At 72.4% G+C, this 23,349-nt stretch carries 26 protein-coding genes; 14 read left to right on the top strand and 12 right to left on the bottom strand.

Annotation, left to right across the window (positions count from 1 at the left end; genetic code table 11):
- Positions 1-107: 107 nt before the first annotated feature.
- Positions 108-614 (bottom strand): GNAT family N-acetyltransferase, encoded by a 507-nt coding sequence (locus BLT59_RS02745; RefSeq protein ID WP_091776225.1) that lies wholly within the window; start codon positions 612-614, stop codon positions 108-110.
- Between the two features lie 192 nt (positions 615-806).
- Here BLT59_RS02745 and rpsD point away from each other — a divergent pair, with 192 nt between their 5' ends.
- Complete coding sequence (rpsD, locus tag BLT59_RS02740) at positions 807-1,424, top strand: 30S ribosomal protein S4 (protein ID WP_007558459.1); 618 nt, start codon at positions 807-809, stop codon at positions 1,422-1,424.
- A 111-nt stretch (positions 1,425-1,535) separates the two neighbouring features.
- On the opposite strand, the gene BLT59_RS02735 is transcribed toward rpsD, so the two are convergent.
- Positions 1,536-1,841: a hypothetical protein gene (locus BLT59_RS02735; protein ID WP_091776222.1), complete on the bottom strand. Its 306-nt coding sequence runs from the start codon at positions 1,839-1,841 to the stop codon at positions 1,536-1,538.
- A 102-nt stretch (positions 1,842-1,943) separates the two neighbouring features.
- Between BLT59_RS02735 and BLT59_RS02730 the strand changes: the two genes are divergently transcribed.
- The 5 genes from BLT59_RS02730 to BLT59_RS02710 all read left to right on the top strand — a co-directional run bounded on the left by BLT59_RS02730 (position 1,944) and on the right by BLT59_RS02710 (position 5,726).
- Positions 1,944-2,285: a DUF2293 domain-containing protein gene (locus BLT59_RS02730; RefSeq protein ID WP_091776218.1), complete on the top strand. Its 342-nt coding sequence runs from the start codon at positions 1,944-1,946 to the stop codon at positions 2,283-2,285.
- A 97-nt stretch (positions 2,286-2,382) separates the two neighbouring features.
- Entirely contained in the window at positions 2,383-2,592 is a 210-nt protein-coding gene (locus BLT59_RS02725; protein ID WP_091776215.1) for a TOBE domain-containing protein, read from the top strand.
- Positions 2,593-2,812: 220 nt separating this feature from the next.
- Complete coding sequence (gene tsaD / locus BLT59_RS02720; RefSeq protein ID WP_091776212.1) at positions 2,813-3,877, top strand: tRNA (adenosine(37)-N6)-threonylcarbamoyltransferase complex transferase subunit TsaD; 1,065 nt, start codon at positions 2,813-2,815, stop codon at positions 3,875-3,877.
- On the top strand, positions 3,874-4,731 hold the full coding sequence (locus BLT59_RS02715) for a GNAT family N-acetyltransferase (RefSeq protein ID WP_091776554.1): 858 nt from the start codon (positions 3,874-3,876) through the stop codon (positions 4,729-4,731). The genes tsaD and BLT59_RS02715 overlap by 4 nt, the downstream gene beginning before the upstream one ends.
- Positions 4,728-5,726 (top strand): NAD(P)H-dependent glycerol-3-phosphate dehydrogenase, encoded by a 999-nt coding sequence (locus BLT59_RS02710; protein WP_091776208.1) that lies wholly within the window; start codon positions 4,728-4,730, stop codon positions 5,724-5,726. The genes BLT59_RS02715 and BLT59_RS02710 overlap by 4 nt, the downstream gene beginning before the upstream one ends.
- Positions 5,727-5,753: 27 nt before the next feature.
- Here the strand turns inward: BLT59_RS02710 and BLT59_RS02705 are convergent, their stop codons facing one another.
- Complete coding sequence (locus tag BLT59_RS02705) at positions 5,754-8,120, bottom strand: EAL domain-containing protein (protein ID WP_091776205.1); 2,367 nt, start codon at positions 8,118-8,120, stop codon at positions 5,754-5,756.
- A gap of 228 nt (positions 8,121-8,348) precedes the next feature.
- Between BLT59_RS02705 and BLT59_RS02700 the strand changes: the two genes are divergently transcribed.
- Positions 8,349-8,765 carry an EVE domain-containing protein gene (locus BLT59_RS02700; RefSeq protein WP_091776202.1) on the top strand — a complete coding sequence of 139 codons (417 nt, stop codon included), beginning with the start codon at positions 8,349-8,351 and terminating at the stop codon, positions 8,763-8,765.
- Between the two features lie 23 nt (positions 8,766-8,788).
- Here the strand turns inward: BLT59_RS02700 and BLT59_RS02695 are convergent, their stop codons facing one another.
- Positions 8,789-10,324, bottom strand: coding sequence for a sensor histidine kinase (locus tag BLT59_RS02695; protein WP_091776199.1), 1,536 nt, complete (start codon positions 10,322-10,324; stop codon positions 8,789-8,791).
- 284 nt (positions 10,325-10,608) lie between these two features.
- Here BLT59_RS02695 and BLT59_RS02690 point away from each other — a divergent pair, with 284 nt between their 5' ends.
- The 5 genes from BLT59_RS02690 (at position 10,609) to BLT59_RS02670 (ending at position 15,265) form a co-directional block, all read left to right on the top strand.
- The gene (locus BLT59_RS02690; protein ID WP_091776196.1) at positions 10,609-11,064 is read left to right on the top strand and encodes a (2Fe-2S)-binding protein; all 456 of its coding nucleotides are present in this window, start codon (positions 10,609-10,611) and stop codon (positions 11,062-11,064) included.
- A gap of 61 nt (positions 11,065-11,125) precedes the next feature.
- A complete protein-coding gene (locus BLT59_RS02685; protein ID WP_091776193.1) occupies positions 11,126-13,321 on the top strand; it encodes a xanthine dehydrogenase family protein molybdopterin-binding subunit in 2,196 nt (731 codons plus the stop codon).
- A 137-nt stretch (positions 13,322-13,458) separates the two neighbouring features.
- Positions 13,459-14,076, top strand: coding sequence for a uracil-DNA glycosylase family protein (locus tag BLT59_RS02680; protein ID WP_091776190.1), 618 nt, complete (start codon positions 13,459-13,461; stop codon positions 14,074-14,076).
- Positions 14,077-14,145: 69 nt separating this feature from the next.
- Positions 14,146-14,838: an orotidine-5'-phosphate decarboxylase gene (pyrF, locus tag BLT59_RS02675; RefSeq protein WP_091776553.1), complete on the top strand. Its 693-nt coding sequence runs from the start codon at positions 14,146-14,148 to the stop codon at positions 14,836-14,838.
- A gap of 82 nt (positions 14,839-14,920) precedes the next feature.
- Positions 14,921-15,265: a DUF1330 domain-containing protein gene (locus BLT59_RS02670; protein WP_091776187.1), complete on the top strand. Its 345-nt coding sequence runs from the start codon at positions 14,921-14,923 to the stop codon at positions 15,263-15,265.
- A gap of 195 nt (positions 15,266-15,460) precedes the next feature.
- Here the strand turns inward: BLT59_RS02670 and BLT59_RS02665 are convergent, their stop codons facing one another.
- Positions 15,461-16,090 (bottom strand): TetR/AcrR family transcriptional regulator, encoded by a 630-nt coding sequence (locus BLT59_RS02665; protein WP_091776184.1) that lies wholly within the window; start codon positions 16,088-16,090, stop codon positions 15,461-15,463.
- Between the two features lie 152 nt (positions 16,091-16,242).
- Here BLT59_RS02665 and BLT59_RS02660 point away from each other — a divergent pair, with 152 nt between their 5' ends.
- Positions 16,243-17,013, top strand: coding sequence for an SDR family NAD(P)-dependent oxidoreductase (locus tag BLT59_RS02660; RefSeq protein WP_091776182.1), 771 nt, complete (start codon positions 16,243-16,245; stop codon positions 17,011-17,013).
- An 85-nt stretch (positions 17,014-17,098) separates the two neighbouring features.
- Here BLT59_RS02660 and BLT59_RS02655 read toward each other — a convergent pair whose 3' ends face one another.
- The 3 genes from BLT59_RS02655 to BLT59_RS02645 all read right to left on the bottom strand — a co-directional run bounded on the left by BLT59_RS02655 (position 17,099) and on the right by BLT59_RS02645 (position 18,740).
- Positions 17,099-17,296: a hypothetical protein gene (locus BLT59_RS02655; RefSeq protein WP_012318739.1), complete on the bottom strand. Its 198-nt coding sequence runs from the start codon at positions 17,294-17,296 to the stop codon at positions 17,099-17,101.
- Between the two features lie 202 nt (positions 17,297-17,498).
- Entirely contained in the window at positions 17,499-18,143 is a 645-nt protein-coding gene (locus tag BLT59_RS02650) for a cysteine hydrolase family protein (RefSeq protein ID WP_280141024.1), read from the bottom strand.
- Positions 18,144-18,230: 87 nt separating this feature from the next.
- Positions 18,231-18,740: a ferritin-like domain-containing protein gene (locus BLT59_RS02645; protein ID WP_091776550.1), complete on the bottom strand. Its 510-nt coding sequence runs from the start codon at positions 18,738-18,740 to the stop codon at positions 18,231-18,233.
- Between the two features lie 418 nt (positions 18,741-19,158).
- Between BLT59_RS02645 and BLT59_RS31105 the strand changes: the two genes are divergently transcribed.
- The gene (locus tag BLT59_RS31105) at positions 19,159-19,335 is read left to right on the top strand and encodes a hypothetical protein (RefSeq protein ID WP_175543910.1); all 177 of its coding nucleotides are present in this window, start codon (positions 19,159-19,161) and stop codon (positions 19,333-19,335) included.
- A 12-nt stretch (positions 19,336-19,347) separates the two neighbouring features.
- Here BLT59_RS31105 and BLT59_RS02640 read toward each other — a convergent pair whose 3' ends face one another.
- From BLT59_RS02640 to tauA, 4 genes are all read right to left on the bottom strand, one after another.
- Entirely contained in the window at positions 19,348-20,001 is a 654-nt protein-coding gene (locus BLT59_RS02640; protein ID WP_244513798.1) for a PAS domain-containing protein, read from the bottom strand.
- Positions 20,002-20,113: 112 nt separating this feature from the next.
- Entirely contained in the window at positions 20,114-20,971 is an 858-nt protein-coding gene (locus BLT59_RS02635; protein WP_091776180.1) for an ABC transporter permease subunit, read from the bottom strand.
- On the bottom strand, positions 20,968-21,759 hold the full coding sequence (locus tag BLT59_RS02630; protein ID WP_091776178.1) for a taurine ABC transporter ATP-binding protein: 792 nt from the start codon (positions 21,757-21,759) through the stop codon (positions 20,968-20,970). Before BLT59_RS02630 ends, BLT59_RS02635 begins: the two co-directional genes overlap by 4 nt.
- 23 nt (positions 21,760-21,782) lie before the next feature.
- The gene (tauA, locus tag BLT59_RS02625; protein ID WP_091776176.1) at positions 21,783-22,796 is read right to left on the bottom strand and encodes a taurine ABC transporter substrate-binding protein; all 1,014 of its coding nucleotides are present in this window, start codon (positions 22,794-22,796) and stop codon (positions 21,783-21,785) included.
- Between the last annotated feature and the right edge of the window lie 553 nt (positions 22,797-23,349).

The following is a 23,349-nucleotide window of genomic DNA, read 5'->3' as shown; positions in this document are numbered from 1 at the left end:
GTCTTTGCGAGCGCAGCGAAGCAATCCAGCGGCGCCACGCTCTGCGGTGGCGCGCCACCCTGGGTCGCTTCGCTGCGCTCGCGATGACTGGGGGCCGGGTCGAAGAGTCAGGCCTGCCGGCGCTCAGCCATGTCGGCCGCGAGATCCTTCACCATGTGCACGGTGATGTCGTCGTCCCGCGTCCGGCCCGGGCCGGCATAGGGCTCCTCCCGCTCCGCCCGGTAGCCGAGCGCGCCGTAGAGGCGCAGGTTCGCGACGTACTTCTTGTTGGTGTAAAGGCGCAGCCGCGCGAGCCCGGCTTCCGCCGCGATGGCGTCCGCCCGCTGCATCAGCCTGACGCCGAAGCCCCGGCCCTGGAAAGCCGGGTCCACCGCCACGTTCACGACCAGCAGGTGGTCGGCCTCCGCCTTGGTCTCGATCAGCCCGGCGAGCTCCGGGCCGGCCAGCAGCAGGTCGAAGCGGTTCTCCAGCACCGCCTGCGCGTAATCCGCCCGCATCGGGATCGGCAGGCGGCCGATCACCGGGATCCACTTGGTGTAGGCCGCCTCGACCAGCGCCCGGATCACCTCCACGTCCGCGGGCGCACCGCGCCGGACCGCGACTGACTCGTCCATCTGACCTCTCACGGTTGACCGCGGCGGCGCCGTCCCCTAAAGACCCGCCCGTCGATGGGGCTCCGCACGGGGCCCCGTCGCGTTTTCACGCGCACCCGTGGGCGGGATCCTCCCGCCCTGTCGTCCCGGACCTGACGTCCGGGAAAAGGAGGGCGCGTTCCTCATTCTCGGTCTCGAGAGGACGCGAAAGATATGTCGAAGCGGATTCAGGCGAAGCACAAGCTCGACCGCCGCATGGGCCAGAACATCTGGGGCCGCCCGAAGAGCCCCGTCAACCGCCGCGAATACGGCCCCGGCCAGCACGGCCAGCGCCGCAAGGGCAAGATGAGCGACTTCGGCACGCAGCTGCGCGCCAAGCAGAAGCTCAAGGGCTATTACGGCAACATCACCGAGAAGCAGTTCCGCCGCTACTACGCCGAGGCGATCCGCCTGCGCGGCGATTCCGGCGAGAACCTCGTCGGCCTGCTCGAGCGCCGCCTCGACGCCGTGGTCTACCGGGCGAAGTTCGTCGCGACCCCGTTCGCCGCGCGCCAGTTCGTCAACCACGGGCACGTCAAGGTCAACGGCGTCCGCGTCAACATCCCGAGCTACCAGGTGAAGGCCGGTGACCTCATCGAGGTCAAGGAATCGTCCCGCCAGCTCGAGATCGTCATCGTGGCGACCCAGCTCCCCGAGCGCGACGTGCCGGACTACATCGAGGCCGACCACGCCAAGATGACCGCCCGCGTCACCCGCATCCCCAGCCTGTCCGAGGTTCCTTACCCGGTGCAGATGGAGCCGAACCTCGTCATCGAGTTCTACTCCCGCTGATCCTGTCGCCCCGGCGACCGATGGAGGGGCTGCCCATGCGGGCGGCCCCTTCGCGTTTCCGGAGCCTCACGCCGAACGGGGGCTCCGGCCTCCGGCACGACGTGCCGGGCCTCAGCAGCCGTGGCAGATCGAGCCCATCGTGTGGCGCATCTTGCTGTCCCAGGCCTTCGAGCGGGCCTCGGCGGCCTTCTGGGCCTTGATCATCTCGGCCTGGTTCACGGGTTGCGGCATTCCGGTGGCTGCGGCGCCGCCCGGCGGCTTGGTCTGGCCCGTGGGGGGCACCCGGCGGCCGCCCACGATGGGGCCGGTCGGGCCGGCGGCGGGGCCGGGACCCGCGCCCGGAGCCGGGCTCTGGGCCAGCGCCGGCGCGGCCCCGAGCAGGAGACCGAGAAGCAGCGCGGGACGAAGACTTGCCATGGACCTGATCTCCCCGGCGGAGGATCCTGTGCCGGCCCCGCCTTATCGAGGGTCGATCCTATCCGATCGCGCGGTTAAAAGCATGCCGTCGACTGGCCCCCGATGAGTGCCGGACCACCGCCTTCGAACCGCCGGGATGCCGTCGCCGCCGCGCTGGCCCGGCTCGCCCCGCGCCTGCCGGATTTCGAGGCGGAGGCCATTCTCGCCCGGGCTCTGGCGAGCCCGGGCCTGCGCCGGGCCGCCCCGGAGACCGCGGCACGTCTCGCCCTCGTCACGTATGCGCGCCACGTCTTCACCGATTACGACGACCTTCTGGCCGACGGATACGACCGGGACAGCGCCCGGCACTTCGTCCTCGACGACCTCAACGCCGCGCTGGCCGCCTGGGGCGCCGCGCCGATCCCCGAGGACGAGGCCGGCGAGCCCGATGCCGATCCGCGCTGAGGTGGTCGCGCCGGGCCCCGCCATGCTGTAGGAGACCCGCCCGAGGCCGCCCGAGGCGGCCTGTTCCGGTGCGGCTTATGGAGCTGGGCAGCAGACCATGAAGATCAGCGCGCGCAACGTTCTCAAGGGCACGGTCCTTTCGGTGGGGAAGGGGGCGACCACCTCCCACGTCAAGATCGAGATCAGCCCCGGCCAGGTGGTCACCGCCTCGATCACCAACGAGGCCGTCGAATCCCTCAAGCTCGTCGCCGGCGGTCCCGCCTATGCGGTGATCAAGGCCTCCGACGTGATGGTGGCGGTCGACTGAGGGCGACCGGGGCCGCGCACCTGCCGGGCGGGGCAGGCCGGCGATGGCCATTCCAGCCGCGCCCTCGACCCGAGGTGCGGATCGGAGAGACGGCCGAGCGCTGCGTCGTTTTCCGAAGGCCCGAGGCCGTCGTTCGGGGCCGCTGCGCTCGACGAGGCTCCGCCTTCGCGCCGTGACCGCCGGCGGATAGGATGCGGTTCGGATCGGAGGAGTTCCACCCGTGCAGAAGACCGTGCTCGGCATTGAGACCACCTGCGACGAGACCGCCGCCGCGGTGGTGTCGGTCGACGAGGAGGGCGTCGGCCTGATCCGCGCCAATGAGGTGCTGAGCCAGATCGCCGAGCACGCGGCCTATGGCGGCGTCGTGCCGGAGATCGCCGCCCGCGCCCACGTCGAGGTGCTCGACCGGCTGATCGCCCGCGCCCTCGACCGGGCCGGAACCGGCTTCCAGGATCTCGACGGCATCGCGGTTGCGGCCGGCCCGGGGCTGATCGGCGGCGTGCTGGTCGGACTGGTCACCGCCAAGACTCTGGCGCTCGTGACCCGCAAACCCCTGCTCGCCGTCAACCATCTGGAGGCCCACGCCCTCACGGCCCGGCTCACCGACGGCATCGCCTTCCCCTACCTGCTGCTGCTGGTCTCGGGCGGCCACACCCAGCTCATCGCCGTGCGCGGCGTCGGCGATTATGTCCGCCTCGGCTCCACCGTGGACGACGCCATCGGCGAGGCCTTCGACAAGGCCGCCAAGCTCCTCGGACTCGGCTATCCCGGCGGCCCCGCGGTCGAGCGCATGGCCGAGGCCGGCGATCCCGAGCGCTTCGCCCTGCCCCGGCCGATGCTCGGCCGTCGCGAGGCCGATTTCTCCCTCTCGGGCCTCAAGACCGCCCTGCGGATCGAGGCCGAGCGGATCGCCCCGCTGGCCGAGCGCGACGTCGCCGATCTCTGCGCGGGCTTCCAGGCCGCGGTGGTCGACGTGGTGGTGGACCGCGCCCGGGTCGCCCTGCGGGCCTTCTCGGACGTGGCCGGACGGCCCACCGCCCTGGTCGCGGCGGGGGGCGTGGCGGCCAACGGCGCCATCCGGCGGGCGCTGGCCTCCCTGGCCGGCGAGGCGGGCCTGAGCTTCGTGGCGCCGCCCCTGCCGCTCTGCGGCGACAACGGCGCGATGATCGCCTGGGCCGGGCTGGAGCGCCTGCGCCTCGGGCTGGTGGACGACCTCACCGCCCCGGCGCGGCCCCGGTGGCCGCTGGCGGCCGCTCCGGCCCGGCCGGCGGTCCCGGCCGGATGAGCGCGGCGGAGCGGCGCGCGCACTGGCGGGACTTGGTGGAGCGCCGGCTGCCCGAGGCCGCCCGTCCGGGCTGGCCGGTGCGGCGCGACCATTGCTTCGCCCGCATCCTCCTGGACCAGGCCTGCGGCGGACCCTGGCGCGACCATGTCCGCCCGCCCGCCCACGCCACCATGCCCCTCGAGCAACTGGAGCTGGCGATCGCGCTCGGCGAGGCCGTGCTCGCCGGCGAGGCCGATCTCGCGCTCCTGAACCGGCGCTCGCTGGCGTGGCGCGGCAAGATCCCGCCCGCGCCGGTGCCCGACGCCCTCCGGGACGGCGACCTGATCCTGCGCCGCTGGCGCCCGGACGACACGGCGCCCTTCGCGGCGCTCAACGCCGACCCGAGGGTGATGGCGTACTTCCCCCGGCCCCGGACCGAAGCGGAGAGCGCCGCCGAGGCCGGCCTTGTCGACCGGCGCTTCGTGGCGGACGGGTTCGGCCCCTGGGCCCTGGAGCACGACGGCCGCTTCATCGGCTTCGCGGGCGCGATGCGGATCCTGCGCCCCCTGCCCTTCCCGGGCGGCGACCGGCCCGGAACGACGGTCGAGCTGGCTTGGCGCCTGGCGCGGGGATCCTGGGGCCGGGGCTTCGCCACGCGCGCCGGGCGGCTGGCGCTGGCCGATCTCGCCGGGCGCTGCGGCATCCGCGCCGTCGTGGCCTTCACGGCGGCCGGCAATGCCCGGTCCCGGGCCGTGATGGAGCGCCTCGGCATGGCGCCGTCCGGAACGTTTCCGCATCCGGCCGTGCCGGAGGGGCCGCTGCGCGCGCACGTGCTCTACCGGCTGGACTGCGCGGACAGGGAGGACGCGGCATGAGCGCGCAGAGCCCGATCAACGTCGTCGGCGGCGGCGCCTGGGGAACGGCGCTGGCCAACGCCGCCGCCGGGGCCGGCCACCCCGTCACCCTCTGGCTGCGCGACAAGGAGGCCGCCGCCGCCCTCCAGGCGGGCCGCGAGAACCCGCGCTACCTGCCCGGCGTGCCGCTCCATCCGGGCATCGCGGCGACGGCCGATCCGCAACAGCTCGCCGGCGCCCGGGCGACCCTGCTGGTCGTGCCGGCCCAGACCGTGCGCGGCGTGCTGGCGAATCTGCACGGCCCCCTGGCCACGGCCGGTCCGGTGATCGTCTGCGCCAAGGGGATCGAGCGCGGCAGCGACAGCTTCATGAGCGCGGTCGCGGCGGAGGCCTTGCCGCCGGGCACGCCCGTGGCGGTCCTGTCGGGCCCGAGCTTCGCGGCCGACGTCGCCCGGGGCCTGCCCACCGCCGTGACCCTGGCGGCGGCCGATCCCGGCCTCGCCGCGTCGTTGAGCGGGTTGCTGTCCGGTCCGAGCTTCCGGCTCTATCACACCGACGACGTGCGCGGCGTCGAGATCGGCGGTGCCGGCAAGAACGTCCTGGCGATTGCGTGCGGGATCGTGGCCGGGCGCGGGCTCGGCGAGAGCGCCCGGGCGGCGCTGATCGCCCGGGCCTTCGCCGAGCTGATGCGCTTCGCCCGCACCTTCGGGGGACGACCCGAGACGCTGATGGGCCTCTCCGGCCTCGGCGACCTCGTGCTGACCGCCTCCTCGCCGCAATCGCGCAACTTCGCCTTCGGCCAGCGCCTCGGCGCCGGCGCGAGCCCGGCCGAGGCCGCGGGCGGCAAGCTCGCCGAGGGGGCGTTCACCGCCACGGCGCTGGCGGGCCTCGCCGCCGCCAAGGGCGTCGAGATGCCGGTGGCGGAGGCCGTCGCCGCCATCGTGGCGGGCAAGGCCAGCGTCGACGACGTGATCGCGGGGCTGCTGGCCCGACCGCTGCGCGGGGAGTCCGACTAGGTCGCGCGGCCCGGGCCGGAAACCGCCTCACGCCACCGAGGCCGCCCGCTCAGGCTGGGCGCCGTGGGTGTGGGCGGAAAAGCGCCCGATCGGCGCGGGGCGGCCCAGCAGGTAGCCCTGGGCGGAGGTGCAGTTCTCCGCCGCCAGGAAGGCCAGCTCGTCGGCCGTCTCCACGCCCTCCGCCACCACGGCGAGCCCGAGGCCGCGCCCCAGCCCCAGGACGGAGCGCACGATCGCGGCCCCCTGCGGGTTGCTGTGGACCGCCCTGATGAACGAGCCGTCGATCTTGATTCGGTCGAACGGGAAGGAGCGCAGGTTCGACAGCGAGGAATAGCCGGTGCCGAAATCGTCCATGGCGATCCGCACGCCCAGGGCCTTGAGCTGGCGCAGGGTGAGGAGCGCCCGGGCCGGATCCCGGATCAGCGCCGTCTCGGTGATCTCGATCTCGAGGCGCTCGGCCTTCAGGCCGGATTCGAACAGGGTCCCGTGGACGAACTGCACGAAATGCGGGTTGTGGAGCTGCACCGCCGAGACGTTGACGGCGATCGCCAGCGGGTTCGACCAGCGAACCGCCGCCCGGCAGGCCTCCCGCAGGACCCAGGCGCCGATCTCCAGGATCGCCCCGGTCTCCTCCGCGATCGGCACGAACAGGGCCGGGGAGATGCTGCCGCGGTCGGGGTGGCGCCAGCGCAGCAGCGCCTCGAAGCCCGTCACCGCGCCGGTCCCGATCTGGGTCTGCGGCTGGTAGACGAGTTCCAGCTCGCTCCGCGCCACCGCGTGGCGCAGGTCGCGCTCCAGCTGCCGCCGGTCGCGGATCTGCGCGCCCATGCTGGCGTCGTAGCGCCGGCAGATGCCGCGCCCCTCGTTCTTGGCCCGGTACAGGGCAGCGTCCGCGTGGCTCAGGAGCGCGTGCTGGTCCGCGGCGTCGGCGGGATAGACCGCGATGCCGATGCTGGTGGCGATCACCGGGCCGGAGGCGGCCGGCACCGCGGCCAGGGTGGCCAGGATCCGCTCGGCCAGCCGCTCGGCGGATCCGTCCACCTGCGGCGTCAGGATCGCGAATTCGTCGCCGCCGAGCCGGGCCATCAGCTGCTTGGGGTCGAGGAGGCCGCCGACCCGGAGCGCGAGGTCGCGCAGCATCGCGTCGCCGGCCGCGTGCCCGAACAGGTCGTTGACCTCCTTGAAGCGGTCGAGGTCGAGGCACAGCACGGCAAGCCGGCTGCCCTGGGCGTCTGCGGCGCGGATCTCCCGCTCGAGCCGCGCATGGAAGCTCGTGCGGTTGGCCAGTCCCGTGAGCGCATCGTGGTGGGCGAGGTAATGGATCTCGCTCTCCGCCCGGCGACGGGCGCGCAGGTCACGCACCGCCACGGCGTGGTGCGGCAGGCGCCCGTACTCGGCTACGGGGCGCATGATCACCTCCACCGGGATGGGGCCGCCCTCCGCCGGTACGAGTTCCGCCTCGAGGGGCTGGTCGACCGTTCCGGCCCCGGCGGCGACGCCGGGCAGGTACGCGGCCAGCTTCGTGCCCACGAGGTCGGACGTCCCGGTGCCGGCGAGCCGGGCGAAGGCCTCGTTGGCGCTGACGATCTCGCCACCGCGGCACACGACGAGGCCCTCCACCGCCGCATTGGCGAGGCTGCGCAGCCGCTCGCGCTCGAACTCGGCGCGCCTGCGCTCCCGCAGATCGAGCGCCAGCGCTGCCCCGGCGAGCAGCAGGATCAGGACACTCGCCGCCGCCACCGAAGCCGCCATCCACGTGGTGCTGATGGCGCTCGGGTGGATCGCCACGGTGGGATCGGGCTGGATGGTCACGGCGGCCATGCCGGTGAAGTGATGGCCGCAGATCGCCAGGATCAGCAGCGCGCCGCCGCCGAAGCGGCCCCGCACCGTGGTGGCCGACAGCCCCACCGCCAGGGCGGCGGCGCCGAATGCCGCCCCGAGGCCGACCGAGATCACGACCGGGAGCGGATTCCACACGAGGTGCCCCGGCACCTGATAGGCGGCCATGCCGGTATAGTGCATCGCCGCGATGCCGCCGCCCACCACCGCACCGCCGAGCGCCGCCTGGACCGCCCGGCCGGTCGTGGCCAGGGCGAAGCCGAGCCCGGTGATCGCCACGGCATCGGCGTAGGAGAGGATGGTCAGCCCGACGCCGTAGCCCGACGGCAGCCCCGGCTCGAAGGCGAGCATCGCCAGGAAATGCGTCGCCCAGATCCCCGACCCGCCGGCGGCGGCGGCCACCGCGAGCCAGGTGTAGCGGCTGCGGTCGCCCGCCCTTTCGGCATGGATGAGCAGTTCCATCGCCGTCGCGCTTGCCAGCGCACAGACAAGCGCCGCCAGGGCTACAAGCCAAACGTTATGATCTCCGGCGAAGCAGCCGACCAGTGACAGCATGTATGCGACCGGAGATAATTATTGGGCGTTCCTCTCCGAGGAGTGGCATTCAGAATTTAATATTCAGCCAACAGCATTCCTCGAAAAACGAGAAGGTACCGGTTTTTAACGATGCCTCAGGGCTTGCCCGGACGCGGGTTGGCCGCGGCGTCGACCTGTCCCCTGAGGGCGAAGCTGGGCTATGGCGGGGCCTGCCGCCCGGCCGGGCGGTCCTCGGGGATCTCAGCGATGGCGTACTGGCTGTTCAAATCCGAGCCCGCGACCTGGTCGTGGGCGCAGCAGGTCGCGGCCGGAGAGGCCGGCACGTACTGGAACGGCGTGCGCAACCACCTCGCCAAGAAGCAGCTGATGGCCATGCAGGTCGGCGAGGAGGGCTTCTTCTACCACTCGAACGAGGGCAAGGCGGTGGTCGGCATCGTCGCGGTGATCCGCCCCTACTATCCCGACCACACCGACGAGACCGGCCGCTTCGGCATGGTCGACGTGAGGGCCGTGCAGGCGCTGCCGCGCCCGGTGACGCTCGAGGCGATCAAGGCCGACCCGGCGCTCGCCGACATGGTTCTGGTCAACAATTCTCGCCTGTCGGTACAGCCGGTGACCGAGGCCGAATGGGCCAGGATCCGCGCGCTCGGCGGTCTCGCCTGAGCGCGGCCGTCCGGACGGGCGGCTCACGCCGCGCGGTTGAGGGGGCTGCGCACGGGGCCCACGAATTCCGGCTCGACCTCTACGGGCGGCAGCGTGTCCATGACCCGGGCGGCCGGCAGCGTCACCACCACCTCGGTTCCCTCGCGGGGTTTGGAGGAGAGCTGGAACTGCCCGCCATGCAGCTCCACCAGGCCCTTCACGATCGGCAGGCCGAGGCCTGAGCCCTGCTCGGCGGTCTTGATCGCGAGCGAGCCGCGCCCGAACGAGGACAGGACCGTGCCGAGTTCGTCCTCGGGGATGCCCGGGCCGCTGTCCTTCACCGACACGTACTGCCCGCCCGAAGCGGTCCAGCCGACCTTCAGCCAGATCTCGCCGCCCGGCGGCGTGAACTTCACGGCGTTCGACAGGAGGTTCAGGACGATCTGGCGGAGTGCCCGCTCGTCCGCCCAGAGCCGCGGCAGCGAGCCGTCGACGAGGTCGTGGAAGGTCTGGTTCTTCGCCTTGGCCCGCAGGCCCATCATGTGGCGGCACTCCTCCACCACGTGGGCGAGCTGCACCGGCTCCTCGTTGAGCTCGTAGCGCCCCGCCTCGATCCGCGACAGGTCGAGGATCTCGTTGATCAGGTTGAGGAGGTGCATCCCGCTGTCGTGGATGTCGTGCGAGTACTCGCGGTAGGACGGCGCCGTGTGGGTGCCGAACACCTCGTTCTTCATCACCTCCGAGAAACCCAGGATGGCGTTGAGCGGCGTGCGCAGCTCGTGGCTCATCGTGGCGAGGAAGCGCGACTTGGCGAGGTTGGCCTCCTCGGCCCGGCGGCGGGCCTCGTCCGAGTTGGCCTTGGCCTGCTCCAGCTCGCCGAACACTGCGTCCTTCTCGGCGCGGGAGCGCAGGGCGCCCACCGTCGAGGTGTAGAGGCGGCGGGACAGGCCGAGGAAGAAGATCTGCGCGCCGCCGGCCATCACCACCAGCATCAGCAGGTCCATCCCGCGGGAGAAGGCGGCCAGCGACGCGGTGGCGAGGGCCAGCGGCACCAGGGCGGCGATGGCGGCCAGCGGCACCGTCGCGGCCAGCATGGTGGTGACGGCGGAGGCGATGACGAGGCCGAACAGCGCGAAGGTCCAGCCTCCGGTGGTGCCGAGCCCGATCATCGCGGCCCACGACAGGCTCTGCAGCACCTCGCCGATCAGGAAGCGGCGGCGCCAGCGGGCGAGCGGGATCGTGGCCGGGTCGGCGCGGAGGAAGCGCCGGCTCAACGTCGTGTTGAGCGTGATCATCAGGAAGACGCCGAGCGCCCAGGCCGCCGCCACCGGCGGCGCGATCCAGAAAGTCGCCGCCGCGGCCAGCGCCGCCGCGAACCCCGCCAGCGGGATCCCCGCGCCGGCCCGGTACTGAGCATAGTGGCGCAACAACTCGTAGTCGAAAGCCCGCTCCAGGCCGGTCTGCGAGGTCAGCTTCTCGCGGGCCGAGCGGATTTCCCGGGCGACCCCGAGGCGGCGCGCCGCCTCCTCCGTCGAGGGGCCGCGACCGCGCTGGACCATCTCGACGGTGAGATCGGACATGCGCGTCTTGAAACTCGGCTCGAATGCGCGGACGGGCGGCGGTGGCTGGGAAGCACTCCGTGAGAATGAGGCGGATGTGTTAAGAAGCGGCTGCCGGTATCGCTTCAATCTTAAGCATCGGGGGCTGTATCGAGGCTGTTCCGACGCCGGATCGGCGTGCGGTGCCGCACATCGTGTTCGGGCCCGCGCTCTCTATTCTGGGTTGCGGGCTCGCTTGCCCGAGCGAAGCCGCACGTCGCGATCCGGGGTGCCCGGATGCACGCGTCGACAGAGGGTCGCCGACCATGCCGAATCTCACCGTCAACGGCGTCACGCACGCGATCGACGCCGATCCCGACATGCCTCTGCTCTGGGTGCTGCGCGACCGGCTCGACGCCACCGGCACCAAGTACGGCTGCGGCATCGCGCAATGCGGCGCCTGCACGGTCCATCTCGACGGGCAGCCGGTCCGCGCCTGCCAGACGCGGCTGGGCGATGTCGGCGCCGCCCAGGTGACGACGATCGAGGGCGTGTCGGGCCGGGTGGCCGAGGCCGTCCAGGCGGCGTGGCGCAAGCTCGACGTGGTCCAGTGCGGCTACTGCCAGTCCGGCCAGATCATGTCGGCGATCGGCCTGCTGTCCGGCAACGCCAAGCCCAGCGACGCCGATATCGACGGCGCCATGGACGGCAATATCTGCCGCTGCGGCACCTACCAGCGCATCCGCGCGGCGATTCACGAAGCCGCGCGCAGCCTCGCCTGATCCGTCCCGGCGCCCACCTTCCCCCGCCCTGCCCCGCGGTCCCGACCGGAGCCTCGCCGCCATGCTGAACGCCCGTCGACCGAATCCCCTCCCCGCCCGGCCCAGCCGCCGCGGCCTGCTCGCGGGCGCCGGCGCCCTCGTGGTCGCGTTCCGGCTCGACCCGAAATCCGCCCGCGCCGCGCCCGGCCCGAACCTCGCCGACGTCAAGGCGCAGCCCAACGCCTTCGTGCGGATCGGCGCGGACGACACCGTGACGGTGGTGATCAAGCACCTCGACATGGGCCAGGGGAACACGACCGGGCTGGCCACCATCCTGGCCGACGAACTCGGCGCCGACTGGTCCAAGGTCCGCACCGAGTTCGCCCCCGCGGACGCGACGCTCTACAACAACACCCTGATGGGCCCGATCCAGGGCACCGGCGGCTCGACCGCGGTGGCCAATTCCTGGTTCCAGCTGCGCAAGGCGGGCGCGGCCGCCCGCGAGATGCTGATGGCCGAGGCCGCCTTCCGCTGGAAGGTGCCGGTCTCCGAGATCACGGTCGCCGACAACATCGTGCGCCACGGCCCGTCCGGCCGGCAGGCCCGGTTCGGGGAGCTCGCCGCCTCGGCCGCCTCGCTGCCGGTGCCCTCCGAGCCGCGGCTCAAGGATCCGAGCGAGTGGCGGCTGATCGGCCAGACGATCCCGCGCCTCGATTCGGTCGCCAAGACCAACGGCACGGCGGTCTACTCCCTCGACATCCGTCGCCCGAACCAGGTCACGGCCGTGGTGGCCCGCGCGCCGCGCTTCGGCGCCACCGTGAAGGGCTTCGACGCCGCCGCCGCCCGCACGGTCGCGGGCGTGCTCGACGTGGTGCAGGTGCCGACCGGCGTGGCGGTGATCGCCCGCGACACGTGGTCGGCCATGAAGGGCCGCGCGGCGCTCACGGTCGCCTGGGACGACAGCACCGCCGAGACCCGCTCGTCCGACGCGATCCTGGCCGAGTACCGGGAGCGGGCCAAGGGCCCCGGCCTCACCGCGTCCGAGCGCGGCGACCCGCAGGCGGCGCTCAAAGGCGCCGCCAAGGTCGTCGAGGCCGAGTTCACCTTCCCCTACCTCGCCCACGCGGCGATGGAGCCGCTCAACGCCACGATCGAGCGGGCGGCCGACGGCGGCTACGACGTCTATGCGGGCTTCCAGTTCCAGACCGTGGAGCAGGCGACCATGGCGGCGATCCTCGGGGTGACGCCCGACCGGGTCCGGCTGCACAGCAACTGGGCCGGCGGCTCCTTCGGCCGCCGGGCGACCCCCACCGCCGACTACCTCGCGGAGGCGGCCGCCGTCTTCAAGGCGTCCGGCGAGAAGGCCCCCCTGCACCTCGTCTGGACCCGCGAGGACGACATGGCCGGCGGCTATTATCGCCCGACCGTGCTGCACAAGGTCCGGGCCGGCATCGACGGCAAGGGCGCGGTGGTCGGCTGGGACCACGTCATGGTCGGCAAGTCGATCATGATCGGCTCGCCCTTCGAGGCGATGATCGTCAAGAACGGGATCGATTCCACCACCGTGGAGGGCGCCTCCGACACGCCCTACGCGCTGCCGGCCTATCGGTTCGGCGTCCATAACGGGCGCGAAGGCGTGCCGGTCCTGTGGTGGCGCTCGGTCGGCCACACCCACACGGCGCACGTGATGGAGGTGATGATCGACGAGCTGGCCCATGCCGCCAATGTCGACCCGGTGGCCTACCGGCTCTCCCTCCTGACCCAGGCGCCGCGGCTGTCCGGCGTGCTCAAGCTCGCCGCCGAGAAGGCCGGCTGGAGCGCCAAGCCGCAGGATCCGGGTCGCGGCCTCGGGGTCGCGGTGCACGAATCCTTCGGCTCCTACGTCGCCATGGTGGCCGACGTGACCGCGCACGACGCCGCGATCCGCGTGAACCGGATCGTGGCGGCGGTGGATGTCGGCGTGCCGGTCAACCCGGACGTGATCCGCGCGCAGGTCGAGGGCGCGGTCGGCTTCGCCCTGTCGGCGGTGCTCCGGAACCGCATCACCCTCAAGGACGGGCAGGTGCAGGAGCACAATTTCGACGCCTACGAGCCGACCCGGATGAGCGAGATGCCGAAGGTCGAGGTCCACATCGTGCCGAGCCAGATGGCGCCCACCGGGATCGGCGAGCCGGGCGTGCCCGTGCTCGGGCCGTCGATCGCCAACGCGGTCTTCGCCGCCACCGGCCGGCGCCTGCGCTCGCTGCCCCTCGACCTCTCCGGCATGAAGGGCGCGTGAGGAAACGCACGTTCCGCCGGTCGGGATCGGCGTAGGAAAGGGGGGCCTTCCCCCCAAGGCAAGAGACCCGACTGACGACGGCGCGGCGCGACACCGCGCCGTTTCTTTTTTGCGCGCCGATGCGGCATGTCCGGGCCATGCCGGCCTTCGACGACACCGCCGCGCGCCTGCGCGCCTGCCGCCTCTGCCGGGACAGCCCGCTCTTCGGCCCGCCCCTGCCCCAGGAGCCCCGGCCGATCGTGCAGGGCTCGGCCACGGCCCGCCTGTGCATCGCCAGCCAGGCGCCAGGAACGCGCGCGCACCGCACGGGCCAGCCCTTCACCGATCCCTCGGGCGTGCGGCTGCGGTCCTGGCTCGGCCTCGACGAAGCGCGGTTCTACGATGCCGCCCGGGTTGCCATCGTGCCGATGGGGTCGTGCTTCCCCGGGCTCGACGCCAAGGGCGGCGACCGGCCGCCCCGCCGGGAATGCGCCGAGCGCTGGCGGGCGGAGCTGTTCGCCGGCCTGCCCGCCCTCGAACTGATCCTGGTGATCGGCCAGTACGCGCAGGGTTGGCATCTGGGAAAGATGGAGGGCGGCCTCACCGGCACGGTGCGGCGCTGGCGCGAGATCCTGTCCGAGCCGCGCCGCCCCCTTGTCCTGCCCCTGCCCCATCCGTCCTGGCGGAACAACGGCTGGCTCAAGCGCGAGCCCTGGTTCGAGGCGGAGCTGCTGCCGGTGCTGCGGGCTGAGGTCGGGCGGGTGATGGCGGGGTGAGTGGCCGTGCCGGCATTGACCTCGCAGGCGTTCCGCGGAATCGCTGCCGCGACCCCGAAGGACGCCCCGATGACCGAGATTGCCGACCCCCGCGACCGCCTGATCGTAGCCCTCGACCTCCCGAGCGTGCCGGCGGCCGAGGCGCTGATCGACCGGATCGGCGACGCCGCGACCTTCTACAAGATCGGCTACCAGCTGGGTTACGCGGGCGGCCTCGCGCTCGCCGAGCGGCTGGCCGCCCGCGGCCTCAAGGTCTTCCTCGACCTGAAGCTCCACGACATCGGCAACACCGTCGAGGAGGGCGTGCGCTCGGCCTCGGGCTCGGGTGCCACGTTCCTCACCGTCCACGCCTACCCGCAGACCATGCGGGCAGCTTTCCGCGGCCGCGGCGCGGGTCTGAAGATCCTCGCCGTGACGGTGCTGACCTCCTACGACGATGCCGACGCCGCGGAGGCCGGCTACGGCCTGCCGGTGGCGGAGCTCGTCGCCAAGCGCGCCGCCCAGGCGGCCGAGATCGGCATCGACGGCCTCGTCTGCTCGGCCGCAGAGGCGGGTTCGGTCCGGCGCATCGTCGGTCCGGACCGGCTGATCGTCACCCCGGGCATCCGCCCGGCGGGCGCCGAGGCCGGTGACCAGAAGCGGGTCATGTCACCGGGCGATGCGCGCCGGGCCGGGATCGACCACGTGGTGGTCGGGCGCCCGATCACCGGCGCCGCCGACCCGCGCGCCGTGACGCAGGCGATCGTGGCGGACCTCACCTGATCCGGACCGGGATTGCCTTCGCGCGGATCGGATCCACTTGCGCTCCGCAAGGCAAATCGTCCCGCAGGACAGGAGACGCAGCATGACGAAGGGCTACTGGATCGCACGGGTCGATGTCCGCGACGCGGAGGCCTACAAGGACTACGTGGCGGCCAACGGCGCCGCCTTCGCCAAGTTCGGCGGTCGCTTCCTCGTGCGCGGCGGCGCCCACGAGGCGGTGATGGGTCCAGCCCGCTCCCGCAACGTGGTGATCGAATTCCCGAGCTACGCCGACGCCCTCGCCTGCTGGAAGTCCGATCTCTACCAGGACGCGAAAGCCAAGCAGCGCGGCGGCGTCGAGGCCGAGATCCTGGTCATCGAGGGCTATGACGGCCCGCAGCCCAGCGCCTCCGAGCCGGCGCCGGACGCGGGGCCGGCCTCCGAGTAGACCGCGTCGAAGGAGCGCCGAGCTTGATCGGGACCCGGCTCCGTCGGGACCGGCGGCGTGATTCCGGATTCCGGGCCGTGCTCCGCAGTCCCGGAATGACGACCGTGGCCGCGCCCCGGAGCGGGATTGGGGGCGCGGGTCGTCCGAGGCGACAGCGTTCCTGCCGTCGACGGCCCCGGACTGCTACCGGTTGCGCTACGACAGAGACCTCCGCGGGGCGAGGCTCCGCAGCAGGAACGCCGACATCGCCGCGACCGGTGGCACCGGCTGAAGGCTGGAACAGCCCACCAGCAGCGGGTGGGTGTAGCGGGCGATGGCGACGTGGATGCAGGCGGCCGCCTCGGCCGGATCGGCGGCCTCGAACTCGCCCCGCGCCACGCCGTCGCGGATGATCCGCTCGAACCCGGCGGTGATCCGGGCCACGTGATGGCGGCAGACGTCCCAGCTCTCCGCCATGGCCGCCTCGATCATCTCGTGCAGGCGGGGAAATGTCTCGCAGCGCCGGGTGCAGTCACGATGCAGGGTCTCGATCGCCGCGACGAGGCGCGCGGTGGCGTCGAGGCCCGGCCGGTCGGCGATGCCGACGATCACCGCTTCGCTCTCGCCGATCAGCCGCTCCAGCACCGCCTCGTTGATCGCCTTCTTCGACTCGAAGAAGCGGTACACGTTGGCCGGGCTCATCTTCAGCGTCCGGGCGATGTCGGCCACGGTCGTCTTCTGGTAGCCGATCTCCCGGAAATATGCGTCCGCCGTTGCCAGGATGCGGCTTCGCGTGTCGGGCGCGCACTCCTCCGCGATCGGATGGGTCGTCTCTTCCAGGGACATGCCTCCTCACTAGGCCATGCGGCCGCGGCGCGTCAAAGACGCGAGCCCGGATCCGGTTCCCCTGCGGCCGGTGCGCGCGCCCGGAACCGGCTTCGGCCGCACCCATTGCCCCGGCATCCGACCGCCATGGCGGTGCCAGCGAGAGATCCGCGATGCGCTTCACCGACACCCGTGTCCTGGTCACCGGCGCCGATTCCGGCATCGGACAGGCGACCGCGGAGCTGCTCGCCCGCGAAGGCGCCGACGTGGCGATCACCTATCACAGCGACGCGGACGGCATCCGCGAGACTGCCGCGCGGATCGAGGCCGCGGGGCGCCGGGCCGTGGTGCTCCAGCTCGATGTCGGCGATCCGGCGGCGGTGACGGCGGCCTTCGACCGCATCGGCAGCGAGTTCGGCACCCTCGACATCCTCGTGGCCAATGCCGGACAGGCCATGAGCGGCATGCCGGTCGCGGAGATGGACGACGCGGTGCTGGAGCGGATCCTACGGGTGAACCTGATGGGGCCGCTTTTCTGCGCCCGCCCCTTCATCAAGATGCGCCGGGCGCAGGGCGGAAACGGCAAGATCGTGTTCGTCTCCTCGGTCGCCCAGCACCTGCCCACCCCGGAGAGCGCGCCCTACGGCATGTCGAAGGCGGGGCTCGGCTCCCTCTGCCGTTCCCTGTCGCGGGAACTCGCCGGGGACCGGATCAACGTCAACAATGTCGCACCGGGCCTGATCGAGACGCCGATGACCGCGGACCGGTTCGAGAAGCCGGAGGCTCTCGACCAATCCCTGGAGCGGATCCCGTGGCATCGGGCGGGCCAGCCGGAGGAGATCGCCCGGGCGATCTGCTATCTGGCGTCGGACGATGCGGCCTACGTCACCGGCCACACCCTGGTGGTCGATGGCGGCCTGACGATGCAGTGGGGCGGTGCCTGAACGACGACAAGCGGCGCCGAGGTCGCGCCCGGCGCCGCTTCAAAGATTCAGCGATGGCGGGCCTGAGGGCACCGCCGTCGGGGCCTCAGGATCCGAACTGGGAGCCCAGCCGCTCGAGGTACTCGGCCAGATCGACGCCCCCGACCCGCTTGCCGTAATCGAAGCGCATGCCCTGGCGGATATCGACGCTCGCATCCCGCGTGGTCAGGGTGAAAGGGCGCACGCAGACCCAGGCCCCGTCGCGGCGGTGCTCGAAGTAGCCGAGGATCTCGTGCTTGGCCATAACCTTTCCTCCAGAACCGTGTTCAGGAACATAACGGTCAGGCAGGCCGCCGGTTCGCGCGGCGCGACTGTTTTTCGCGTGCGAGGGCGCACGGATCGAGTGTTCGTGAACCGGGAGGGTCGCGGACGATCCGGGCAGTTCTCGCCTGAGCTTGGCTATTACAGCGGGATGTTCGGTCGTGACCGGCAGCCTGCCGGCGGGTTCAGTGCCAGCGATCGAGGATCTCGGCGGTCGTCATCGTCTCGACCTGGTGGCCGTAGCGCATCCGGTACATCAGCAGGAGGGCGTCGTGCGCCTCGTCGCAGGAGCTGCACAGGGCGTCGGTGGCCAGCACGATCCGGTAGCCGAGATCGACCCCGCCGAGCACGGCGGCCAGCACGCAGACATCCGTCTCGGCGCCGGTGACGATCAGCGTATCGACGTCCCGCGCCCGCAGGCGTGCGTCGAGATCGGTCTCGAGCCAGGGCGAGTAGACGGTCTTGTCGACGACCTCCGCGTCCGGAGCCAGCCGGGCGAGGTCCGGGACGAGGTCGATCATCTCCGGGGCGAGGCGCTCCCGCGTCATCGTGGCCCAGCGCTGCGAGTAGCTCGACCAGGTGCCGCGGCCCTCTCCCGGCCGGGCGGCCGGGATGAAGCGGGTGAAGATGGTCCGCTCGGGGTGCGCCGCCGCGAGGCGGCACACCTGCGGCAGGACCCGGTTCATCCACGGGGTCTGCCAGTCCGTGGGCTCGGCGAACATGCGCTGCATGTCCACGCAGAGATGGACGCATCCCTCCCCCAGGCTTCCTCCGGGGGACGGCGCCTCCGGCCGGTGGCCCTCCGTCGGTCGACCGCTTTCAGTGTTCATGTTCGCGCAATCAGGCCGGGGCGGCGTTGTTCCTGGGGGTGAAGGCGTCCGTCCCCGCCCCGCTTCGGGGGCGGGGACGGCGAGACCTCAGCGGTCGGCCTTCGCGCCGGACAGGGTCAGGGAGAGGTACCGCTCTGTGGTCGGGCGGATCAGCTTGCGCACCGCCTCCGCCATGGCCTGCTCCTCCTTCAGCGACTGCTCGAAATCGGTCCGATGGCCCTGCTGGCCGACGGCGTCGCCGATTGTGAGCAGCGATTCGTAGGCGGCGATCTCGAAATTCTCGAAGGCGTGGTTGGCGTAGGTGTTCTTCAGGATCTCGTCCTGGGCCGGCGTATGGCCGAGCGCCATCATGTTGCCGACGAAGCCCAAGAACCCCTCCTTGAGGGCCGAGGGGCTGTCGCCCAGGCTCTGGAGCGCCTCCTCCAGGCGCTGGCGCTGGCCATGCGTCTCCTCGATGTGGCGGCGCAGGGCCTGCTCCATCTCGGGATAGCGTTCCAGGCGCTCGACCTGCCGCTCCATGATCTGCAGCGCCTGCATCTCCACAGCATGGGTGTTCTTCAGGGCCGTGACGTAGATCTCGCGGGCGTCGATGGTCATGGGGTTCACCTCGTAGCGGTTGCGAGCCCGGGGGCTCATTCAACCCGTAAACTCAGGCCCCGCACGGCCAAGTTCCGGTCGGAAGGTCGCAGGGGGCGGAGCCGCCCGGCCCGGCGGGGCGGCTCAGGCAAGCCCTCCTCCCGGAGCACCTGCCGCACGGTCGCGCGGGCTTGACGATGCGGCAGGCGCTCGACGCGGATGCGGGCCTTGTCGGTCGAGGTCGGCCGGGAGGCTTGGCCCTGGCCCGGGTCCGCGCAGGGGCAGGCGTCGGTGCAGGAATTCGGGCTCTGGCTGAAGCAGCGCGGCGCGGGGTGAGCGCCGCTCCCGATCGGGACCCCCGGGGGCCTTCGCGGGGTTCTGGTCGGGTGAGGGGCGCCCGGCATCCGGCCGGGGCGCTGTCACGGGCCCGGAGGCGCAGATGGATCAGGATCGCGAGATGTCGAAGGAGCCGCCGATCTCGGATGGGCCGAGCTACCGCCCGCGCGACGAGACCATCGCGCAGACGGGAGGCGGCCTGCCCAACGATACCGGCCAGCTGGTGGAGATCGACGACGCGGAGGCCGCGCGCATCGAGCAGAAGATCCGCGACCTCTAGCGCCCGTCCCGGTCAGTGCAGGGCCTCGCTGCGCTGGCGTGCCGCGAGGCGCCTGCCGATCTCGACCAGCAGCGTCTCGCTCAGCGCCACCAGGGCGGTGTCGCCGAGCTGCGAGACCGTGTCGTGCAGCGAGAGGCACAGATCGGCGGACCGGCTGAGGGCGTCGTCGATCGTCGCCCCGTCGCGCTCCGCGAAGGCCGTGCCGGCCGACTTGCTGTCGGAGATCTCGACGATCACCCCGCGGCCGGTGGTCGGCCGGCCGTCCTGGTCCAGGTAGAAATGCCCGCGGGTGAACAGCCACCGCAGCCGGCCCTCCGGCGAGCAGACGCGGTATTCCGCCGTGTAGGAGCCGCCGGTCCGGACGCAGTCCAGGATGACCTGCGCGATATGCGGCTGATCGTCGGGATGGACGGCCTTCAGGATCTCGGCGAGGCTGACGCCGGCCCGCGACCGGGCCGGGCTGATGTTGAACAGCAGGGCGCTCACCGGATCGGCCCGCGCCTCGTCCCGGAGGACGTCCCACATCCAGAAGCCGACGCCGCCGGAGGCTTCCAGCGCCGCGACGCGCGCCGCCTCGGACACATCGTCGTCCGCGTGGGCCATCCGAGGCATCCCCGAGCGCATCGCCACCACGGCCGCCGCAGCGCGCTGTTGGTGATCGTACATACTCCGTTTCCCGGTGAGATCTGCAAACGATACTGTTGTGTCTACAAGTATACGCGCGGGGTGTCCCGTCCCCGCTGCCGCGTCTGCGTCCCCTCCGAGCCCGGGCCGTCGCTCAGGCCCGGCCCTTCCAGGGCACCAGCGCGCGCTCCAGACACCGCATCCCGAGCTCGAACAGGCCCGCGAACAGGCCGATCAGCAGGATGCCCATCAGCACCACGTCGGTGCGCAGGAAGTTGGAGGCGTTGAGGACGAGCTGGCCGAGCCCGGCCTGGGCCGCCACCATCTCGGCGGCCACCAGCGTGGTCCAGCCCACGCCCATGCCGATCCGCAGGCCGATCAGGATCTCCGGCAGCGCCGCCGGGAAGACCACGTGGCGCAGGAGCTGCCAGCGGCTCGCCCCCAGGGCCCGCGCCGCGTTGATCTGGTCGATCGAGGCGGAGCGCACCCCCGCGCGCGCGGCGAGCGCCACCGGGGCGAGGCAGGCGAGGAAGATCAGCAGCACCTTCGACAGCTCGCCGATCCCGAACCAGATGATCATCAGCGGCAGGTAGGCGAGCGGCGGCAGCGGCCGGTAGAACTCGATCGGCGGGTCGAGGATGCCCCGGGCGATTCGGCTCGTGCCCATGGCGAGCCCGATCGGGATCCCGACGAGGGCGGCGAGCCCGAAGGCGCCGAGGACGCGCAGGAGGCTGTCGCGGATGTGGATGCCGAGCGGGGCGCCGTCGACCGCCCCGCGCCAGGCCTGCGCGAAGGCCGACAGGACCGCCTCCGGCGGCGGCAGGAACAGCGGCTTCACCCAGCCGGCGCGGGTGGCGACCACCCACAGACCGAGGGCCGAAAGGACGGTGGCGGTGCTGATCGCCGGCACCAGGATCAAGCCGCCGCGGCGCCCGCGGCGGGCCGGCGGAAAGGCTGCGGGGTCCGAGGCCGCGTACGGCGCAGCGCGGGGCGGCCGGTCCGACCCGGTCATCGGGCCGCCTCGGGCCGCGCGGGCGCGCCGTGGCGGATGCGGTCGAGCACGCGCTCCCGCACGGCGATGAAGGCGGGGTCCGACTTCACCGCCCGCGCGTCGCGGCCCTCGATGAACGCCCGGGAGAAGGGCAGGTCCAGCGTCTCGACGATGCGGCCGGGCCGCGGGCTCATGATCACCAGCCGGGTCGCGAGGAACACCGCCTCCTCGACGTCGTGGGTGATGAAGAAGGCCATCTTGCCGGTCCGGTGCCAGATCCGAAGGATCAGCTCCTGGATCTGCTCGCGGGTGAAGGCGTCCAGCGCACCCAGCGGCTCGTCCATCAGCAGGGCGCGCGGGTCTCCGGCCAGCGCCCGGGCGAGGCCGACCCGCTGCTGCATGCCGCCCGAGAGTTCGTAGATCTTGCGGTCGGCGCAGTCGGGCAGGCCGACGAGGTCGAGCATGGCGCTGGCGATGCGGCGGCGCTCCGGCCGGGGAACGCCCCGCATCTTCGGACCGAAGGCCACGTTCTCGGCCACGTCCAGCCAGGGCATCAGGGCGTGGCGCTGGAACACCACGCCCCGCTCGGCCCCCGGTCCCCGGACCGGCACCCCGTCGAGGAGGACGCGGCCTTCGGTGGGCGCCAGGAACCCCGCGATCGCCGAGAGCAGGGTGGTCTTGCCGCAGCCCGAGGCGCCGAGCGCCACCACGAACGCCCCGGGACCGATGGTCAGGTCGATCCCCGACAGCGCGGCGACCGCGTCGGCGCCCGCCCCGTAGCGGACGCTCAGGTTGCGGATCTCGATCATGGGCCCTCCGGTCCGGGGACAGGCTATTTCCGGGCCGCGTTCACGTAGTCCGTCGTGACGAACCGGGCGTAATCCGGCGCCAGCGCCTGCACGCGCCCCTGCGCCTTCAGGAATGCGGCGGTCTCGGTCAGGGCCTTGGCGGCGCCGCCGCCGAGCCAGGCCGGGGAAGCCTGGGCTTCCAGGGTCGGGAACCGGTAGGCCGCGAGACTCGCCGGCACCTCCGCGGGCGCCGAGCCGGTGATCCGGGCCACCGCGGCCACCTCCGGGGCGTCGGTGGTCCAGGGCTTGGCGGCGTAGGCCGCGTCCTGGGCGGCGATCAGCCGGACGAGCGTCACCAGGAAGTCCCGGTTCTGCGCCGCCCAGGCCCGGTCGACCACGAGGCCGTCGAAGGTCGCCTTGCCCCGGCGGGCGAGGTCGCCGGCCGAGACCACCACCGTGCCGGACTTCTTCACCCGCGCGAGCACCGGATCCCAGATGAAGGCCGCGTCGATGTCGCCGCGCTCCCAGGCGGCGGCGATCTCGGGCGGGCGCATGTTGAGGATCCGGACATCGGCCTGGCCCAGCCCGGCCTCCGCCAGGGCGGCGATCAGCTGGTAATGCGCGGTCGACACGAACGGCACCGCGATCGTCTTGCCGCGCAGGTCGGCCACGCGCGTCACGCCGCTGCCGGCGCGGGCCACGAGCTGCTCGGCATCGGCGATCTCGTCGAGGATCCAGAACAGCTGGATGTCGAGCCCCTGCGAGGCGGCGGCCGCGATCGGGCTCGATCCCGCTTCGCCGATCTGGACGCTGCCCGAGGCCATGGCGCGGATCACGTCGCCTCCGCCGCCGAACTTGCGCCACTGCACCGTGTAGCCGGTCGCCTTCTCGACGGCGCCCGATTCCATCAGCGCCCGGAACGGCACCACCATGTCCTGGTGGGCGAAGGTCACAGCCCTGTCGGCGGCCCGGGCGGTGCCGGGCCCGTGCGCGCCGAGAAACAGGGCGGCCAGGGCCGCCAGCGCGACGGCGCGGCGGTGCGGACCGGCTGATGTCATGAGATGTCCCCCTCTCCGGCCGGTTCGACGCGGATGCGACTCGGCCGGCCAGGTTCAGGGTCGGCCAAGCGTGGCGGCCAAGGCAAGGGCTCGGGCCATGATCGCGCCGCGCGACACCCCTTGGCCCGCGGCCCGGGCGCCGTCCGGGTCACGCCCGGGACATCCGCCGCGCAGCCGGGGGCGGTGACGGGATCCGGGTCGGAGACCGCCGCCCCCGGATTCAGGCGGGGTGGCGGCGTTGGGAGTTTCATCGCCCCAAGGCACGAAAACCCGGGTCCTGTTCTCTGGAACGCCGGGAGCGGAGGCGCCTGTCCTCGTCGGACCGGAGCCACGGAGCGGAGCCGCGGATCCAGCTGCGTCGATCCGCCAGGACAGGGCACGGCCTGCAGCCCCGGATTCCGGCCGCGCCGGCGCCGCGCGGGACTGACGGCCTGGATCCTTGTCCCTGGCCTTCGCGGGCGCGGGAGAAGAAAATTTCGGCGTGCAAAACCCGGGATCCGGTTCCTGGGCCGGTCCCGCACGCGGCACCGGCCTCTCCGGCCGCGCAACTGGA

This window comes from Methylobacterium sp. UNC378MF (assembly GCF_900103195.1).
In the GTDB taxonomy this organism is placed as follows: domain Bacteria; phylum Pseudomonadota; class Alphaproteobacteria; order Rhizobiales; family Beijerinckiaceae; genus Methylobacterium.
The sequence above is the reverse complement of the archived record's forward strand: the minus strand, read 5'-3'. Positions and strand labels throughout refer to the sequence as shown.

Excerpts from the sequence above, each read along its gene's own strand:
- BLT59_RS02745 (WP_091776225.1), bottom strand. The coding sequence starts at position 614 with ATGGACGAGTCAGTCGCGGTCCGGCGCGGTGCGCCCGCGGACGTGGAG.
- rpsD (WP_007558459.1), top strand. The coding sequence starts at position 807 with ATGTCGAAGCGGATTCAGGCGAAGCACAAGCTCGACCGCCGCATGGGC.
- BLT59_RS02735 (WP_091776222.1), bottom strand. The coding sequence starts at position 1,841 with ATGGCAAGTCTTCGTCCCGCGCTGCTTCTCGGTCTCCTGCTCGGGGCC.
- BLT59_RS02730 (WP_091776218.1), top strand. The coding sequence starts at position 1,944 with ATGAGTGCCGGACCACCGCCTTCGAACCGCCGGGATGCCGTCGCCGCC.
- BLT59_RS02725 (WP_091776215.1), top strand. The coding sequence starts at position 2,383 with ATGAAGATCAGCGCGCGCAACGTTCTCAAGGGCACGGTCCTTTCGGTG.
- BLT59_RS02715 (WP_091776554.1), top strand. The coding sequence starts at position 3,874 with ATGAGCGCGGCGGAGCGGCGCGCGCACTGGCGGGACTTGGTGGAGCGC.
- BLT59_RS02710 (WP_091776208.1), top strand. The coding sequence starts at position 4,728 with ATGAGCGCGCAGAGCCCGATCAACGTCGTCGGCGGCGGCGCCTGGGGA.
- BLT59_RS02705 (WP_091776205.1), bottom strand. The coding sequence starts at position 8,120 with ATGCTGTCACTGGTCGGCTGCTTCGCCGGAGATCATAACGTTTGGCTT.
- BLT59_RS02700 (WP_091776202.1), top strand. The coding sequence starts at position 8,349 with ATGGCGTACTGGCTGTTCAAATCCGAGCCCGCGACCTGGTCGTGGGCG.
- BLT59_RS02695 (WP_091776199.1), bottom strand. The coding sequence starts at position 10,324 with ATGTCCGATCTCACCGTCGAGATGGTCCAGCGCGGTCGCGGCCCCTCG.
- BLT59_RS02690 (WP_091776196.1), top strand. The coding sequence starts at position 10,609 with ATGCCGAATCTCACCGTCAACGGCGTCACGCACGCGATCGACGCCGAT.
- BLT59_RS02685 (WP_091776193.1), top strand. The coding sequence starts at position 11,126 with ATGCTGAACGCCCGTCGACCGAATCCCCTCCCCGCCCGGCCCAGCCGC.
- BLT59_RS02680 (WP_091776190.1), top strand. The coding sequence starts at position 13,459 with ATGCCGGCCTTCGACGACACCGCCGCGCGCCTGCGCGCCTGCCGCCTC.
- pyrF (WP_091776553.1), top strand. The coding sequence starts at position 14,146 with ATGACCGAGATTGCCGACCCCCGCGACCGCCTGATCGTAGCCCTCGAC.
- BLT59_RS02670 (WP_091776187.1), top strand. The coding sequence starts at position 14,921 with ATGACGAAGGGCTACTGGATCGCACGGGTCGATGTCCGCGACGCGGAG.
- BLT59_RS02665 (WP_091776184.1), bottom strand. The coding sequence starts at position 16,090 with ATGTCCCTGGAAGAGACGACCCATCCGATCGCGGAGGAGTGCGCGCCC.
- BLT59_RS02660 (WP_091776182.1), top strand. The coding sequence starts at position 16,243 with ATGCGCTTCACCGACACCCGTGTCCTGGTCACCGGCGCCGATTCCGGC.
- BLT59_RS02655 (WP_012318739.1), bottom strand. The coding sequence starts at position 17,296 with ATGGCCAAGCACGAGATCCTCGGCTACTTCGAGCACCGCCGCGACGGG.
- BLT59_RS02650 (WP_280141024.1), bottom strand. The coding sequence starts at position 18,143 with ATGAACACTGAAAGCGGTCGACCGACGGAGGGCCACCGGCCGGAGGCG.
- BLT59_RS02645 (WP_091776550.1), bottom strand. The coding sequence starts at position 18,740 with ATGACCATCGACGCCCGCGAGATCTACGTCACGGCCCTGAAGAACACC.
- BLT59_RS31105 (WP_175543910.1), top strand. The coding sequence starts at position 19,159 with ATGGATCAGGATCGCGAGATGTCGAAGGAGCCGCCGATCTCGGATGGG.
- BLT59_RS02640 (WP_244513798.1), bottom strand. The coding sequence starts at position 20,001 with ATGTACGATCACCAACAGCGCGCTGCGGCGGCCGTGGTGGCGATGCGC.
- BLT59_RS02635 (WP_091776180.1), bottom strand. The coding sequence starts at position 20,971 with ATGACCGGGTCGGACCGGCCGCCCCGCGCTGCGCCGTACGCGGCCTCG.
- BLT59_RS02630 (WP_091776178.1), bottom strand. The coding sequence starts at position 21,759 with ATGATCGAGATCCGCAACCTGAGCGTCCGCTACGGGGCGGGCGCCGAC.
- tauA (WP_091776176.1), bottom strand. The coding sequence starts at position 22,796 with ATGACATCAGCCGGTCCGCACCGCCGCGCCGTCGCGCTGGCGGCCCTG.